Here is a 14,832-nt window from a genome sequence, read left to right on the forward strand (position 1 = left end):
CCCGGAGCGATTCGTCACGGCGTGCTGCCACTGGCGTTCTTTTGCTGCTCTTTTCTGGCGGCACGGTAGCGCTGGACGTTCCGGGCATGTTCGGCAAGCGTCGTGGCGAAAGTGTGGCCCCCTTGGCCAGTTGCGACGAAGTACAGGTAACCGGTCTGCGCCGGATTCAGCACCGCGCGAATCGACGCCGCTCCGGGATTGCAGATTGGCCCCGGCGGCAGTCCTGCGTTCCGGTAGGTGTTGTACGGCGAGTCGATAGCGAGATCCTTGTAGTAGAGTGGCCGACTCTCGCCCGGAATGGCGTATTGCACCGTGGGATCGGCCTGCAAGCGCATGTTTTTTTTCAGGCGGTTCAGATAGACGCTGGCGATGACCGGTTTTTCCTCATCAAGTGGCGTCTCGGCTTCGACAATCGATGCCAGTGTGAGCAGACGGGTTTCGTCGAGACCCGCCCTTTTTGCCTCCTGCTTCAGGCTGTCGGTGTAGAATGCCCGGAAGCGGCCCGTGAGAAAAGCGATCACCTCTTTGGGTGTGCTGGCCCAGGCGAAGTTGTACGTGCCGGGAAAAAGATAACCCTCGGTGCTCTCGCCTTTGATGCCCAGCGAGGCGAGCAGGCGCGGATCGCGTGAGGCGGCAATGAATGCGGTCGAGTCGATATCGAGGTTGGCGGCAATGATCCGTGCAATTCTGCTCTGTTCGACGCCATTCGGTATCATGAGCCGCACTTCGTCCTGCGGGCGTGAATGGAGATACCAGAGCAGACCAATGGTAGAGTGGCTCCCGGAGATGGAGTATCTGCCCGGCTTGATCTTGTGCAGCGGCGGGATCAGCGTTCCGGCGGCCAGCAGTGGCCAGCGGAAGCGAACCACCCCGGCTTCGTGCAGCTTTTCGACAATGCGGCGGAATCCTTCCCCCCGGTGGACAGCGATTTTGGCTGGCGCCTTCTGCGGCGACATAGAGTTGATGCCGGGGACAAACAAAAGCGTCACGACTACAGCCACAATGGCCAGCGAGATAACCCTCAGCGCCGTTGAACGAAGGGGGGATTTTCTGGGAGGCATCAAGGTTTATGACTTATTGGGAGGAATGGTTCTGCTGACCATCCTTGCACTCCTGCTGGAAGAGGCGCGATTCATTGAGAATGGAGTGGTAGATTCTTTCGAGCGCCTGGCTCATCGCGGGTGAATCGGTATGAGTAAGGACGTTGATGAGCACCTCTTTCTCACGCTCCGGCTGAAGCACGGTCTCTCCCATCCTCGATTTTACGGAGCTGATATTTCCGGCGAACTGCAAACGCTGGCACAGGAGGGCAGCTACCTGCCGGTCGATCTCGTCGATTTTGCCTCTCCATTCTTCAAGCTCCCGCCAGTGATCATTGTTCATTGCACGGCTTTCGGACATGATACGGTCGTCGGTTAAAGGGGGTCGGTTAAACGATTAACCCCGTAGTATAACAAATTGTCTCAAGAAACAGAGGCAGATTATCGCCTTCACCGCTTTCCGGCGAAGAGCCGGAGCCAGTAATCGACCTCCTTGTCGGAGAGCGGCCCCGAAGCGCTTTTGTTCATCCCAGCGCCGTGCCGTTGCCCTTTTTGGCGCCCGTTTTCATCGATAGCGATGCCCATTGCTCCCAGTTCATCGATAAAGGTTTCCGAGTCGATGCACCTGGCGCCATACGCCGTCGAATACCGCTGAATCTCCCGGTCGGAGCTGACGACGAGCGTCATGGTGGCGCGCACGCCCAGCGAACGGACATGATCAATAATCCACCGGTCAGCCGATGTGACGGTGCCGCTGAAGGTAACGTCGACGGCTCCGGTCAAGGTCAATGGTTTCGGCCCACTGCCGCCATCATAAACCAGAATGACATGCCGCCGGGCTTTCTGCCGGTACCGGGCAAGCATCGCTTCGAGCCGTTCCCGCAGATCAGCCATCGACGCTCCAGCCCCGGCTTTTCCGAGCTTGTGAATCAGATTGTATCCGTCAACGACGGTCTCCCGGTAACTCGATGACATGATTCTTTCGATGTTTTTTGCTCTCCGAAAGCAGAAAATATCGCCTCCTGCTGACAGGCAGGATACGTCGAAAAAAGCAATCAGCCCGCGAACTCAAGGGAAAAACGCCATAAAACGGCTTACACAACATGTTCTGTCGGATTAAAAAGAAAACACTGCATGATCGATGCAAACACAAGCTCGTCACGTTGTTTGAGGCCGGGCCGAAAACGATTCTCCATGCTGTTGAGCATTCACTCTTCAGGCAAGAGGACAACATCTCCAGCGACTGTTTCCAGGCATCAGAGGTTACACCATTGATCCTTGTGAGGCATTCCGCTCCGTTTGGATGCTCGACTCGATCCGGAGATCGACCATCCTATCAAGCTCCCGAGCAAAGATGGAAAAAGACGGGATATCGCTCTCACTCACAGCCGTAATCCTTGACCTGCCAGTAGGGCGAAGAGGTGATGAAGGATCGGTCCAGTAACAGATTCATCTGGCGGCTGTCGCCGTGACTGATGGGGTGCGTCATCGGCAATGGCTGATTTTCTCTTGCTCGTCAGGCGCTGTCTCCCGAAAGTAAAAGAAAATGGAGTGATTGGCGTATAAACATCCGGGCGTTCGGACGAAGCGGCATCACTCGCCCTTGAAGCTACCGGAAACGTCAGGCTCGAGATAATCGACCGAATCAAGCCTGCTGACGGTTCCGCCGGGATCGACTTCGTCGGAGCGCGAGAAGAGACCGGGGCGTTCCGGCACGCCGCTTTCGCTCTTGCCATCCTGCTTTTTACGTGAAGCCTTGAGATGGCACCGGTAAAAAAACGGAGAATCCTCTGCTCCTTTCATAACGCTAACGTTTTTTGAACAAGGCTAAAAACTTATAGTCCCGAAAACCATCAATATCCCGCGGACCTCTGCTCCATCCGCATTGCGCACGAACCGGACACAATGCCTCCCGGCGGGATCGTTCCTGACGTCTCGATGCATCTGAAAACTGGCCACGCACTCCATTTCTCAGGAAAAAATCGGTCATGGGGAATTTTTTCTTATTCAGAGCCTTATTTTCAGGTATGGTGTCCTTCGATGTACTTCAAGGTCAATCCATTGCTTCACATAACCAACCACATACACCGCCATGAGCGCTCACATCTATAAGAAACTCGAAATCGTCGGTTCCTCGGCCACCAGCATCGAAGAAGCGGTGAACAACGCCGTTGTCAAAGCCGCTGAAACCATCAGGAACATCCGCTGGGTCGAGCTGGTCGAAACCCGCTGCCACGTCGAGAACCAGAAAATTGCCTACTGGCAGGTCACCTGCAAGATAGGTTTCACCCTCGACGAAAACTGATCCACGCAAGGGAATTACACTACATGTAAAGAGAGACTGCCCGGGCGTCATTGCCAAGGCAGTCTTTCTGCGTTTATGCCATCGTCACACAACGATTAACATTCTTTACGGAGCGGGAGACTCCACCTTCGTTCTATTTTACCGATCAATACCTCCTCACAACATGTGCGTCAAGCCCAGAGCCCAGTTGGTCTGGCTGTGCGAAATCACCGTCTGGTCGCCATTGGTGGCTTTGACCTCGGGAGCCCAGCTGAACGCGGCAGAAACGCTGGTGGCGTCGTTCACGCGATAGCCGAAACCACAGGTGTAGTGATTGGTCGTAATAGCCGGGAAGAGCGGATTGAGATACTCGTCCGGCACCGGATTGGTCGAAAAGCTGGCACCAGCCCGCAGCGCGAGTTTATCGGTGGCCTTGTACTGCACGCCGACCGACCAGATCGTCTGATCCTTCCACTCCTGCGTCATCTTCACGTTGAGATTCTGTCCGGCGAATCCAGGGTTCGAGTCGTCGGCGATGAAGGTCATCTCGAATTTGTCCATGACCGTTGACCAGTCGATGAGTTTCACATCGCCGGCAATCATCCATTTATCAGAAGGATTGAGCGCGATACCAGCAGCAAAGGTTGCCGGCCACTCGAAGTTGCGCACCTTGATTTTGCCGGTAAGCGATTGAGTTATCAGACCGCCAGCAATATCTCCGGCAAACGAAACCGTCGCCTTGTCGGTCTCCAGATCAGAGAGGCGCGTCTGGGTGTGATAGCTCGCGCCGATGGTGACCACTTTGCTGAACTGATGCGTAAAACCGAATTTCAAGCCGGTACCAAACCCCTTGGCTTGACCTATCCAGGGAGAGTTATTCGAAAAATCGAACCGGGCGTAATTGACATCGGAAAACCCGCCAAGTGCGCTAAGCAGCGAACCGCTGACGGAACCGCCATTGCCTGCCATCATACCTGCCAGGTGCTGGCCGTCCATGTCCATCTGCAAGTCCATGCTGGCGATCACCACGTCGAACGATGCGCCAACAGTCGTCTTGCCGGTCAGATGGTAGACCACCGGAAACATGATGCGCCCCACTCCGACCTCGCTCCGGATGTCCTTGCCGCTCATGGGAACCAAGTCGCCATTCATTGATCTGCCCATTCCGAACAGAGGAGAGTCATCTCCATAGTCAGTACCCATGCCGCCTTGGGCAAGCATCGCGACACCATAACTGAGCCTGCCGTCCCGGCGCATGTAGGACATCGAGGGCATGAAGAAAGAGGTCGCATCCGACCTGTCGGTAACGCCGTTGTTGTCCAGCTTGATGTGCGGATGCAATCCTCTCAAGCCAAAACTGACGTTTGATGTCCCCTCCTGCATAAATCCGAGAGTGGCCGGATTATTCATAACCGCTGAATTACCTATGTCATAGGCTGAACCGGCGCCCCCCATCGCCATCGATTTCGGGCCGTACCCTTCGAGGTTCATGCCATTGGTCGCAAAAGCGGACGAGGCTCCGAGAAGCACAAGAAAAGCCAAAGCCGAACATGCAGTTTTTCGAATCATAATGTCTGAGCTGAAGTTAGAAGCTTACGGCCAACTCAATCCACACAACATCTGGCAACCCGAAGGAGGCGGGCAAGCGCCGAATGATCATGGCAGATTGAGGAATAGCCGGGTTGATTATATCCGGAGCGCTGCTCGCTCCGGGACACCTGTTTGGCCCATTGCGATTCAGCGAACCGGAATGCGCTCGATTCTATTGCCGCGACTCGCGCGTAAGCAACCGAGTCTGTGGACGGATGAAAAACTGCATAACCGGATTTGCGCCGGAAAAAATGAAAAGCGAAACAACCTGATCAGCGAAGCGAAGCTGGTCGGAGAGCCAGCATCTCCCGTTTTCCTGCTCGCCCAAATATTGCCTGAGGGGAAAAATACAGGGGTAAATGAAAACGGAAACGAGAAAAACCCAGCCAAATCAATATATAACCAAATCAATATATGATAACATTACCAAAAAGCAATACCTAAAAAATCAGGGCGCAATCCAATAAAAAAAGCGGGCATCGCTGCCCGCTTTTGGAGTGTCAGTGAAACTGCGCCGATTCTCAGTGCTCGGCGGTATAGCGCTCGGGGGCCAGCTCCCAGTGCTCGGGAGACATCCAGAGCGTCGAAAGCAACAGCTCCCGGATGTGCGTGAACTCTTTCGGAAGCCTGTCGTAAAGCTTTTCAAGCAGCTCTTCGTGCGAAAAAAGCTCCTGCTTCCAAGCTTCGCGATCCACCGACATGAGCTTTGAAAATTTGTCTCTTGTGAATCCGTCCAGACCCCGCCAGTCGAGCGATTCATATCTCGGCATCCAGCCGAGCGGGCTTTCCACTGCGCCGGAACGTCCGTGCACGCGCCCCATCATCCACTTGAGCACACGCATGTTGTCGCTGAATCCGGGCCAGAGAAACTTGCCGTTCTCGTCCTTGCGGAACCAGTTCACGATGAAAATCCTCGGCGGATCGGAGAGCGTTCGCCCGACATGGAGCCAATGGTTGAAGTAGTCACCCATGTGGTAGCCGCAGAAGGGCAGCATGGCGAAAGGGTCGCGGCGCACGTCGCCCACCTTGCCCGCTGCGGCGGCGGTCTTCTCCGAGCCCATCGTCGCAGCCATGTAAACGCCGTAATACCAGTTTGAGGACTGATAGACCAGGGGGATGGTGTCACCCCGGCGTCCGCCGAAAATGAAGGCCGAAATCGGCACACCTTCCGGATTTTCCCATTCGGGGTCGATCACCGGGCACTGGCTGGCAGGAGCGGTGAAGCGGGCGTTCGGATGCGCCGCCGATCTGCCGCAGTCGGGAACCCAGGGTTTGCCCTGCCAGTCGAAGAGAAAGTCTGGCGGCGTATCGGTCATGCCCTCCCACCAGACATCGCCGTCATTGGTCAACGCCACGTTGGTGAAAATGCAGTTGGCGTGCAGCGTGGCCATTGCGTTCGGATTGCTTTTGTCCGAGGTGCCCGGAGCCACGCCAAAAAAGCCGTACTCCGGATTGATGGCGTGGAGGCGCCCATCCTTGCCCTGCTTGATCCAGGCGATGTCGTCGCCGACGGTGGTGATCTTCCACCCCTCCATTTCGCCCGGCGGAATGATCATCGCGAAGTTGGTCTTGCCGCAGGCGCTGGGGAATGCCGCCGCCACATAATCTTTTTCACCCTCCGGCGACTCGACGCCGAGAATGAGCATGTGCTCGGCGAGCCACCCCTCGTCACGCGCCATCGACGAGGCAATGCGCAAGGCGAAGCACTTTTTGCCGAGTAGCGCGTTGCCGCCGTAGCCGCTGCCGAAGGAGACGATGGAGCGCTCCTCCGGGAAGTGGACGATGTATTTGGTGTCGTTGCAGGGCCACGGAACATCCTGCTGACCCGGTTCGAGCGGCGCGCCGACCGAGTGCAGGCAGGGCACGAACTCCGCCTCCTCGCCGAGCAGCTCCAGCACCTGACGGCCCATCCGCGTCATGATCCGCATGTTGGTAACGACGTAGGGCGAGTCGGTGATTTCCACGCCGATGTGCGCAATGTGCGAGCCGAGCGGCCCCATGCTGAACGGTATAACATACATGGTGCGCCCCTTCATACAGCCTGCGAAGAGCTTGTTGAGCGTCGTCTTCATCTCCTTTGGCGCAACCCAGTTGTTGGTCGGCCCGGCATCCTGGCGGCGGATGCTGCAAATGAAGGTTCGATCCTCGACCCTGGCCACATCGCTGGGGTCGGAACGGCAGAGGTAGCTGTTCGGACGCTTCTCTTCCGACAGTTTGATGAAAGTGCCACTTTCGACCATCTCTCCGCACAAGCGGTTGTACTCCTCTTCCGAACCGTCACACCAGTAAACCGAATCCGGAGTGCACAGTTCAGCGATCTCCCTGACCCACTGGAGAAGTTTCAGGTTCTTTGCGTAAGACGGAGCGTTGAGTTCTATGGATTGCATAATTGACTGATAAGCGATTATTGAGTGATGCAGGGCACAAACAGGACGCCCCGGCAGGCCATTCCCCCGGGGCATCTGAAATCAGGAGTCTTGAACATCTGTGGACATCTTAAGACGTGCAACACAGCGGAATACCTGCGTGATCATTTTTTTACCGCCTTGGCTTTCAGCGCCGTACTGACGAGCTGCTCGAACGCGGCTTTGCTTCTTGGGCCGACAATCACGCCGGTCAGCTTTCCGGATGCATCCACGACAAAGGTAGTCGGGATTCCGGTAATACCGCCATCGATGTAACCGTTGAAGGCTCTGATCAGAGCAGGAGTGGCCATCATCACCGGCCAGGTCATGCCGTTGCTTTTCATGAAGTTCTTCACCGAAGGTTCCTGTTCGTTGACCGCGATACCGACAAAAGTGAAGCCCTTGGACTCCCACGCTTTCTGAACCTGCACCATATCGGGAATTTCAGACCGGCAGGGCGGACACCAGGTAGCGAAAAAGTTGACGATGTAAGCCGTGCCCTTGAGGGAGGCCGATGAGAAGGGCTTACCATCCACGGTCACGCCTGAAAATGAAGGAGCCGGTATCGGTGCGGCGTCAGCTTGTCCGGAAAAGGTAAACGATGCGGCGAAAACCATGAGCGCGGCCATAAAGACAGCAAAGGAGGAGGTGATTCTTTTCATGTCGGTTCTTTTGGTTACGGTAATCCTGAGCGAATTAATGATCATGCACAACAAATAGTTCTGACACAGAATATAGGAATCCTTGCGTTATGCCTCTTGATACGCCCCTGATATTTCTTTGTGTTTTGAGAACAAATAAGCTATATTTCTTCTCGAATTTTCTTGCCCGCAGGCAAGAAAAGCCGTATCAAGCCACCTTAGCTCAGTTGGTAGAGCAACTGTTTCGTAAATAGTAGGTCGTGGGTTCAAGTCCCTCAGGTGGCTCGCTTATGCCGAGAACCCGAGCCGGGTAACCGGAACAGAGCCTGAAAACCGGAACAGAGCCTGAGTAAAAGAGTCTCGTGATTCCGGCGCCAAACGTTTGATTGCAACCAAAATTCCATACTGTCACCATGCAAGAAGGTAAGATTTCCCAGATCATCGGCCCTGTCGTTGACGTTGATTTCGCTGAAGGCCAACTGCCATCTATTCTCGACGCCCTCACTGTCACCCGTCAGGACGGCTCGAAACTGGTACTCGAAATCCAGCAGCACCTTGGTGAAGAGCGCGTCCGCGCTATCGCCATGGAAGGCACCGACGGCCTGGTCAGGGGCATGAGCGCCGTCAACACCGGCAAGCCGATCCAGGTACCGGTAGGCGGAGAGGTGCTCGGCAGAATGCTGAACGTTGTCGGCGATCCCATCGACGGCAAAGGCGCTGTTCCTGCGAAGAAAACCTACTCGATCCACCGCACCGCCCCCAAATTCGACGAGCTTTCGACCAAAGCCGAGATGTTCGAAACCGGCATCAAGGTTATCGACCTTCTGGAGCCTTACTCTCGCGGCGGCAAGACCGGTTTGTTCGGCGGCGCAGGCGTCGGTAAAACCGTGCTCATCATGGAGCTGATCAACAATATCGCCAAGCAGCAGTCGGGTTACTCCGTGTTTGCCGGCGTCGGCGAGCGCACCCGTGAAGGAAACGACCTCTGGCACGAGATGATGGAGTCGGGCGTTATCGACAAGACCGCGCTTGTCTTCGGCCAGATGAACGAGCCTCCAGGAGCACGCGCACGCGTCGCCCTGACCGGCCTCAGCATCGCCGAGTACTTCCGTGATGAAGAGGGCCGTGACGTGCTGCTCTTCATTGACAACATTTTCCGATTCACCCAGGCAGGTTCCGAGGTGTCTGCGCTTCTTGGCCGTATGCCGAGCGCCGTGGGCTACCAGCCAACCCTCAGCACCGAGATGGGTGAGCTTCAGGACAGAATCACCTCTACCAAGAAAGGTTCGGTAACCTCCGTGCAGGCCATCTACGTCCCTGCCGATGACCTTACCGACCCGGCTCCGGCCACCGCATTCACCCACCTCGACGCCACGACCGTGCTCTCACGTCAGATTGCCGAGCTTGGCATCTACCCGGCTGTGGATCCGCTCGACTCGACCTCTCGAATCCTCGATCCGAACGTCGTCGGTGACGATCACTACAACACTGCGCAGGCTGTGAAGCAGATTCTCCAGCGCTACAAAGACCTTCAGGACATCATCGCCATTCTCGGCATGGACGAGCTGAGCGACGATGACAAACTCGTGGTTGCCCGCGCCCGCAAGGTGCAGCGCTTCCTGTCGCAGCCCTTCTTCGTTGCCGAGGCCTTCACCGGTCTTGCCGGCAAGTACGTCAAGCTCGAAGACACCATCAAGGGCTTCAAGGAGATCATCGATGGCCGTCACGACAACCTACCGGAAGCTGCCTTCTACCTGGTCGGCACTATCGAAGAGGCTGTCGCCAAAGCTAAAACGCTCTAAACCAACGGCAAGACATGGCAAGTTCAGACAAAGCCTTTACACTCGATATCGTCACGCCGCAGAAGCTCTTCTTTTCGGGAGAGATCAACAGCGTCATCGCTCCGGGCCTGAACGGATTGTTTCAGGTGCTGAAAGGGCACGCACCTCTGCTCGCCGCGCTCAAAAGCGGCAAGGTCAGGATTTCTCTTGCTGACCGCTCCGAGGACTCTTTTCAGATTGCCGGCGGATTTTTTGAAGTGAGTGGCAACAAGGCAATTCTGCTGACCGAGGACGTCTCCTGACTCCCGGAAGCATAAAAAGATTAAAAACATCAGCAGTACCTACCCGTGCTGCTGGTGTTTTTTGCTTTCATGAAAATTCTGATCCCCAAAGCCCTTCGCAGGGGAGAGGTCATCGGCCTGATCTCACCATCTTCGACCTGCGCTGAGCCTGAAAAAATCGACCGTGCCGTCACCTACCTTGAGCGCAGCGGCTACAGGGTCAGAACCTCCCGTTATCTGAACCGTGCGGAGCACGATCCGGCCCACACCGACCAGTACAAGCTGCATGACCTTCACCAGATGTTCGCCGACCGCGACGTCCGGGCCATCTTCTGCCTCCGGGGCGGAGCCGGAGCCACTCGCTTGCTCGATCGCATCAACTACTCCCTGATTGCGGCCAATCCGAAAATCCTTGTCGGCTATTCCGATATCACGGCACTCTCTCTGGCCGTGTTCAGAAAAACCGGTCTCGTCAACTTTTCCGGCCCCATGGCCGCTACCGAACTTTTCGCGCCCAGCAGCTACACTGAAGAACATTTCTGGGGAATGCTGACCGATCCGGGTTACTCGAAGCACCTCACCAATTTCAGCGAACACGCGATCAGTTGCATCAGCCCCGGCGCCGTCACCGGAAGGCTTATTGGAGGCAACCTGTCGGTGCTCTCCTCGCTGGTTGGCACGCCCTACCTGCCATTGTTCAGCGGGAGCATTCTATTCACTGAAGATGTCAACGAACCGGCCTACCGGATAGACCGGATGCTCTCTCACCTCTTCAATGCCGGTCTGGCGCAGAAGTGCCGGGGCCTCATGTTCGGTCAGTTCAGCAAGAGCCCCTCTGACGAAAACCGCGATTACCGCTTCGACAAGATTTTCACCTATTACACGAACCGGATGCACGAAGGGGCGCCGGTAATGACCGGCCTCTCCTATGGCCACATCCGGGAGCTGATGACCCTGCCGATTGGTGCCCGATGCCGTCTGGAAATTTCACCGGAACGATTCGCGTTCGGGGCTGTGGATGCGCCCGTCTCATGCTGAAGCCGGGCTTGCTGAAAAGCCTTCTGCACTATAAATTACCGTTTACTTTTCAGACAAACCGATACCCATCATCATGATCCGGTTGACCGCAGGCAACAATTCCGATACCAGAACAGAAGAGCTTGTCGCCGATGTCGATACCCTCGACTCCTGGCGCGTGGTGCTCTTCAACGATGACGATCACACCTTCGACGAGGTGATCTTCCAGATCATCAAAGCCGTTCGCTGTCCGCGAGCCATTGCCGAAAAGCACACCTGGGAGGTGCACACCAAAGGTCGTTCGATCGTCTATGCCGGTGAAATGTTCAACTGCATCCGCGTCAGCGCCATCCTCGAAGAGATCGCCCTGAAGACCGAGATTCAGACGGGATGACGCTCTCGTGACGCGCCCGTGTCTTGGACTGAGGAGTCACACCTCTCCGCTTTTTTCAAACCCCATCCCCTGTTTATCATCCAGTTCGGCACCGCTATCCAGCCCATTGCTGACCTACGTTCACGAAGAACCTCGCAATGTTACTGCTCTTCATCGCCATGCTGGCCCGCAGAAAACGCCCCGAGTAATTCGGGGCGTTAACGGCCTGATTGACGCAAAGAGAGATAATGAGGCAATAGCTGCACCTTGACGAAAGCTATCTTCCGAACTGCTGCCTTACCTCTTCCGCAGTGCGTTCGTCTGCGGGGGTAATCAGGATTCCAGGCGGAACCGTTTCGTACATCTCCCTGAATTTTTTCACGCAATCTGCCGAGGCAAAGTAGATTTCATCGATGAATTCAAGGTCGATCTTCTCGACATGATCCTGCGCACCGTGCACGTAAACGGCGAGCGGCGTCACCTCGTTGCCGCCTTCGCGAAGCTGCGCGGCCGCCAGCTCATCAACATGCTCCGCGCCCGGCAGGAGAATGCGCTGGCCCGTCAGCCCCTGATCGCGCAGCATCTCGCCGATACTGGTCGGCGTTTCCGCTTCGAGTCGGCAATCGGCAATGATGCCGTGTTCCTGAAGCTCCGTGGCCGCCGAGCGGTTCGAGGCGCAGATGGTCAAATGCGCCAGATGGCGGACGTCGCGGCCATGCTCGAAGAGATATTTGAAAAAGTAGCGCACGGCGAAGCGGTTCTGGAAGAAGAGCACCGAGAACTGGTCGATCCCCTCGATGCTGGCTTTCACCGCGCCGAGGTCAGCGCCCGCCACCTGCTGGCATGGAAAGGGCACGGTGATGTAGTCGGCTGGCGTATATTTTTTCGGTGCGTCGCCGGTCATGAGCACCTTCTTCTTGCGCGAATACCAGTTCTGCTCGATGAACTGGCTGATGTTGTCGCCGATGATGAGCAGCGCCGGAGAGTAAACCGCCCGCTCGCGCTTGCGGAACTCGTCGAGCGTGCCGGTGAAAATCTTCTGGTTGTAGCGCGTGGCGTTCTGCACCACGGCCACCATCGTACTGCCACTCCGCCCCTTGGCCGCCACCGCGTCGAGCACGTCATGCACCGACGAGGCGACCATGTAATAAACAATCGTGTCGGTATCGGGCGCCTGAATCTGGCTGATCGGGTGGCCGGTGCAGAAGGCCACCGATGAGGAGACCTTGCGCATGGTCAGCGGAATCTCGGTGTAGGCGCTCGCGCCGTGCGCCGCCGTAATGCCGGGAATGATCTCGTAATCGATACCATGCTGGCGCAGCGTGTCGATCTCCTCGCCACCCCGCCCGAAGATGAACGGGTCGCCGCCCTTCAGTCGCACGACCGTGCGGCCTAAAAGCGCGTGACGCACAATCTCCTGATTGATCTCCTCCTGCTCGAAATGGTGGCTGTCTTTGCGCTTGCCGGTGTAGATCTTCTCGGCCTTGTAGGGTTCGAGCATCTGGGGAAGCACCAGGTCGTCGAAGAGGATCACGTCCGCCTCGCGCAGCGCCCGGTCAGCCTTGAGCGTGAGCAGCTCCGGATCGCCCGGCCCCGCGCCCGCGATATAGACATAGCCTCTCTTTGCCGCGGCCTGCGGCTCTGTATGGATTGAATCGGTCATAGCGGATACTTCCTTGCGAAATTACTGATTGTCTTCCGGCCAGGTTTCGTTGACGAACTCGCGAAGCCGGTTGCGCCACTCCACGGACTTTTTGACGTTCTGGCCGTTCGAGGAGACGGCGACGCTCATCTCGCCTTTTTTTGATGATGGCCGGGGAGATAAAGCCGGATAGTTCCCGGTTATCCACCACGTTCACCAAGATGCCCCGCGCCTCAGCGTCATCCCGCACACGGCGGTTGACCGCCTCGACGTTCGTGCTGGCATAGACCAGAAACGCGCCATCGAGATCGGAGGAGTCGTACTCTTTATAGATTTCCGTAAACCCCTTGCCCTTGAGTTCGTCGATGATCTCCGGAGAGACGATGGTGATGTCCCGGGTATACTTCTCGATGGTCTGAATCTTGTGCTGGGCAATTTTGCCGCCGCCCACGAACAGAATCTTCTTGTTGTCTACCCGGATGTTGAGCGGCAGAAACACTTTCATAGATGCGTCCATTTTGACCATAAACAACGGCCCCGGCGCAGGTTCAGTTCCCGCGCCGGGGCCAGTGAAGAGATACGGTGGCGTCCGTTTTACAACGACTTCACGCCGGATACAGCAGGCTCACTCCTGCGTCTTGACAGCGATGGCGGTCTTGAGCAGCATGGTCAGGACAAGCAGGCCGATGGCCCAGATGCCGAGCGTGACCGAAATTTCAGTGGCGGTCGGCATGTAGTCCACAATCGCTTCGAGCGGCGTCGGTACGAATCCGCCGAAGACGAGACCCATGCCCTTGTCGATCCAGATGGAGACCACCAGACCGATGCAGGCCGCGATGAGCGCGCCGTTCTTGCGGCGAAGCGGCGGCGAAAGCAGCATGCCCACCGAGATGATGCCGGTGATCAGCGAGAACCACATCCAGGGCACGAGCGGCGCGTGGCCTTCGAGTCCAAAGAAAAGGTACTGCAAGCTGTGCTTGTGCGCAGGAATGTTGCTGTAGAAGGCCGTGAAGAACTCGGTGCCGAGAAAGAAAAGGTTAGCCAGCCCGGCGTAGGAGCTGAGCACGGCGAGCTTCAGGCGCGCCTCCTGACCGGCGTCGAACTTGGCGACCTTTTTGAGGATGAAAGTGAGCAGAATCAGAATGGCCGTACCGGCGGCGAAGGCCGAGGCGAGAAAGCGGGGCGCGAGCACTGCAGTGAGCCAGAGATGGCGACCCGGCAGACCGGCGAAGAGAAAGGCCGTGACGGTGTGGATGCTGAAGGCCCACGGAATCGAGATGTAGATCAATGCCTTCACCCACGGCGCGGGAGCCACGCCCTTGCGTTCAGCGCCGAGCACCGCCCAGCCGCTGATGAGGTTCAGGAAGAGGTAGCCGTTGAGCACCATCACGTCCCAGAACACCATCGAGTGGGGAGAGGGATAGAGCAGCACATTGAGCACGCGGTCGGGGCGGCCCATGTCGGCGAGGATGAACAACATGCACATGAGCGCTGCCGAAACGGCGAGGAACTCGCCGACGATGACGATTTTGGAAAATGCCTTCTGGTTGTGCAGGTAGTAAGGCAGCACCAGCATCACCGCCGAGGCGGCCACACCGACCAGAAAGGTGAACTGGGCGATATAGACGCCCCAGCTTATGTCACGGCCCATGCCGGTGACGCCGAGACCGATGGTCATCTGGCGGGCGTACGCCGACACTCCAAGCCCGATGACAACGAGCAGGATGGCTACCCATGTCCAGTAGCCGCGGCCTCCTTTGAGCGCTTTCTCGATCATG

15 protein-coding genes, 1 tRNA gene and 1 pseudogene are annotated in these 14,832 nt (G+C 56.8%); 7 read left to right on the forward strand and 10 right to left on the reverse strand.

What is annotated here, in order from left to right; genetic code table 11:
- Positions 1-14: 14 nt before the first annotated feature.
- The 4 genes from mltG to NY406_RS10375 all read right to left on the reverse strand — a co-directional run bounded on the left by mltG (position 15) and on the right by NY406_RS10375 (position 2,843).
- On the reverse strand, positions 15-1,061 hold the full coding sequence (gene mltG, locus NY406_RS10360; protein ID WP_260534185.1) for an endolytic transglycosylase MltG: 1,047 nt from the start codon (positions 1,059-1,061) through the stop codon (positions 15-17).
- Between the two features lie 13 nt (positions 1,062-1,074).
- Positions 1,075-1,401, reverse strand: a complete 327-nt coding sequence (locus NY406_RS10365; RefSeq protein ID WP_260534187.1) for a chorismate mutase — start codon at positions 1,399-1,401, stop codon at positions 1,075-1,077.
- An 89-nt stretch (positions 1,402-1,490) separates the two neighbouring features.
- Positions 1,491-2,015: an NYN domain-containing protein gene (locus NY406_RS10370; protein ID WP_260534189.1), complete on the reverse strand. Its 525-nt coding sequence runs from the start codon at positions 2,013-2,015 to the stop codon at positions 1,491-1,493.
- 618 nt (positions 2,016-2,633) lie between these two features.
- The gene (locus NY406_RS10375) at positions 2,634-2,843 is read right to left on the reverse strand and encodes a hypothetical protein (protein WP_260534191.1); all 210 of its coding nucleotides are present in this window, start codon (positions 2,841-2,843) and stop codon (positions 2,634-2,636) included.
- Positions 2,844-3,132: 289 nt separating this feature from the next.
- On the opposite strand from NY406_RS10375, the gene NY406_RS10380 reads away from it, so the two are divergent.
- Entirely contained in the window at positions 3,133-3,345 is a 213-nt protein-coding gene (locus NY406_RS10380) for a dodecin (RefSeq protein ID WP_260534193.1), read from the forward strand.
- Between the two features lie 156 nt (positions 3,346-3,501).
- Here the strand turns inward: NY406_RS10380 and NY406_RS10385 are convergent, their stop codons facing one another.
- Positions 3,502-4,893 (reverse strand): OmpP1/FadL family transporter, encoded by a 1,392-nt coding sequence (locus NY406_RS10385; RefSeq protein WP_260534195.1) that lies wholly within the window; start codon positions 4,891-4,893, stop codon positions 3,502-3,504.
- Position 4,894: 1 nt separating this feature from the next.
- Between NY406_RS10385 and NY406_RS10390 the strand changes: the two genes are divergently transcribed.
- Positions 4,895-5,332, forward strand: coding sequence for a hypothetical protein (locus tag NY406_RS10390; RefSeq protein ID WP_260534197.1), 438 nt, complete (start codon positions 4,895-4,897; stop codon positions 5,330-5,332).
- Positions 5,333-5,435: 103 nt separating this feature from the next.
- Here NY406_RS10390 and NY406_RS10395 read toward each other — a convergent pair whose 3' ends face one another.
- A complete protein-coding gene (locus tag NY406_RS10395) occupies positions 5,436-7,301 on the reverse strand; it encodes a phosphoenolpyruvate carboxykinase (GTP) (RefSeq protein ID WP_260534199.1) in 1,866 nt (621 codons plus the stop codon).
- Between the two features lie 143 nt (positions 7,302-7,444).
- A complete protein-coding gene (locus tag NY406_RS10400; protein WP_260534201.1) occupies positions 7,445-7,981 on the reverse strand; it encodes a TlpA family protein disulfide reductase in 537 nt (178 codons plus the stop codon).
- Positions 7,982-8,172: 191 nt separating this feature from the next.
- Between NY406_RS10400 and NY406_RS10405 the strand changes: the two genes are divergently transcribed.
- The 5 genes from NY406_RS10405 to NY406_RS10425 all read left to right on the forward strand — a co-directional run bounded on the left by NY406_RS10405 (position 8,173) and on the right by NY406_RS10425 (position 11,433).
- Positions 8,173-8,245 (forward strand) — tRNA-Thr (locus NY406_RS10405).
- 128 nt (positions 8,246-8,373) lie between these two features.
- On the forward strand, positions 8,374-9,762 hold the full coding sequence (gene atpD, locus NY406_RS10410) for a F0F1 ATP synthase subunit beta (RefSeq protein WP_260534203.1): 1,389 nt from the start codon (positions 8,374-8,376) through the stop codon (positions 9,760-9,762).
- Between the two features lie 14 nt (positions 9,763-9,776).
- Positions 9,777-10,043 (forward strand): ATP synthase F1 subunit epsilon, encoded by a 267-nt coding sequence (gene atpC, locus NY406_RS10415; RefSeq protein WP_260534205.1) that lies wholly within the window; start codon positions 9,777-9,779, stop codon positions 10,041-10,043.
- Positions 10,044-10,112: 69 nt separating this feature from the next.
- Positions 10,113-11,060: an LD-carboxypeptidase gene (locus NY406_RS10420; RefSeq protein ID WP_260534207.1), complete on the forward strand. Its 948-nt coding sequence runs from the start codon at positions 10,113-10,115 to the stop codon at positions 11,058-11,060.
- A gap of 73 nt (positions 11,061-11,133) precedes the next feature.
- Positions 11,134-11,433, forward strand: coding sequence for an ATP-dependent Clp protease adaptor ClpS (locus NY406_RS10425; protein ID WP_260534209.1), 300 nt, complete (start codon positions 11,134-11,136; stop codon positions 11,431-11,433).
- 256 nt (positions 11,434-11,689) lie between these two features.
- On the opposite strand, the gene cobA is transcribed toward NY406_RS10425, so the two are convergent.
- The 3 genes and pseudogenes from cobA to dsrP form a co-directional block, all read right to left on the reverse strand.
- The gene (gene cobA, locus NY406_RS10430) at positions 11,690-13,075 is read right to left on the reverse strand and encodes a uroporphyrinogen-III C-methyltransferase (protein WP_260534211.1); all 1,386 of its coding nucleotides are present in this window, start codon (positions 13,073-13,075) and stop codon (positions 11,690-11,692) included.
- Between the two features lie 21 nt (positions 13,076-13,096).
- A pseudogene (locus NY406_RS10435) lies at positions 13,097-13,559 on the reverse strand (bifunctional precorrin-2 dehydrogenase/sirohydrochlorin ferrochelatase).
- Between the two features lie 120 nt (positions 13,560-13,679).
- Positions 13,680-14,831 carry a sulfate reduction electron transfer complex DsrMKJOP subunit DsrP gene (gene dsrP / locus NY406_RS10440; protein ID WP_260534213.1) on the reverse strand — a complete coding sequence of 384 codons (1,152 nt, stop codon included), beginning with the start codon at positions 14,829-14,831 and terminating at the stop codon, positions 13,680-13,682.
- Position 14,832 lies beyond the last annotated feature (1 nt).

It is taken from the genome of Chlorobaculum sp. MV4-Y, from assembly GCF_025244685.1.
In the GTDB taxonomy this organism is placed as follows: domain Bacteria; phylum Bacteroidota; class Chlorobiia; order Chlorobiales; family Chlorobiaceae; genus Chlorobaculum.

Coding starts and splice junctions, on each gene's coding strand:
- NY406_RS10380 (WP_260534193.1), top strand. CDS start 3,133: ATGAGCGCTCACATCTATAAGAAACTCGAAATCGTCGGTTCCTCGGCC.
- atpC (WP_260534205.1), top strand. CDS start 9,777: ATGGCAAGTTCAGACAAAGCCTTTACACTCGATATCGTCACGCCGCAG.
- NY406_RS10420 (WP_260534207.1), top strand. CDS start 10,113: ATGAAAATTCTGATCCCCAAAGCCCTTCGCAGGGGAGAGGTCATCGGC.
- NY406_RS10400 (WP_260534201.1), bottom strand. CDS start 7,981: ATGAAAAGAATCACCTCCTCCTTTGCTGTCTTTATGGCCGCGCTCATG.
- NY406_RS10375 (WP_260534191.1), bottom strand. CDS start 2,843: ATGAAAGGAGCAGAGGATTCTCCGTTTTTTTACCGGTGCCATCTCAAG.
- mltG (WP_260534185.1), bottom strand. CDS start 1,061: ATGCCTCCCAGAAAATCCCCCCTTCGTTCAACGGCGCTGAGGGTTATC.
- NY406_RS10390 (WP_260534197.1), top strand. CDS start 4,895: ATGTCTGAGCTGAAGTTAGAAGCTTACGGCCAACTCAATCCACACAAC.
- NY406_RS10365 (WP_260534187.1), bottom strand. CDS start 1,401: ATGTCCGAAAGCCGTGCAATGAACAATGATCACTGGCGGGAGCTTGAA.
- NY406_RS10395 (WP_260534199.1), bottom strand. CDS start 7,301: ATGCAATCCATAGAACTCAACGCTCCGTCTTACGCAAAGAACCTGAAA.
- dsrP (WP_260534213.1), bottom strand. CDS start 14,831: ATGATCGAGAAAGCGCTCAAAGGAGGCCGCGGCTACTGGACATGGGTA.
- NY406_RS10385 (WP_260534195.1), bottom strand. CDS start 4,893: ATGATTCGAAAAACTGCATGTTCGGCTTTGGCTTTTCTTGTGCTTCTC.
- NY406_RS10370 (WP_260534189.1), bottom strand. CDS start 2,015: ATGTCATCGAGTTACCGGGAGACCGTCGTTGACGGATACAATCTGATT.
- NY406_RS10425 (WP_260534209.1), top strand. CDS start 11,134: ATGATCCGGTTGACCGCAGGCAACAATTCCGATACCAGAACAGAAGAG.
- cobA (WP_260534211.1), bottom strand. CDS start 13,075: ATGACCGATTCAATCCATACAGAGCCGCAGGCCGCGGCAAAGAGAGGC.
- atpD (WP_260534203.1), top strand. CDS start 8,374: ATGCAAGAAGGTAAGATTTCCCAGATCATCGGCCCTGTCGTTGACGTT.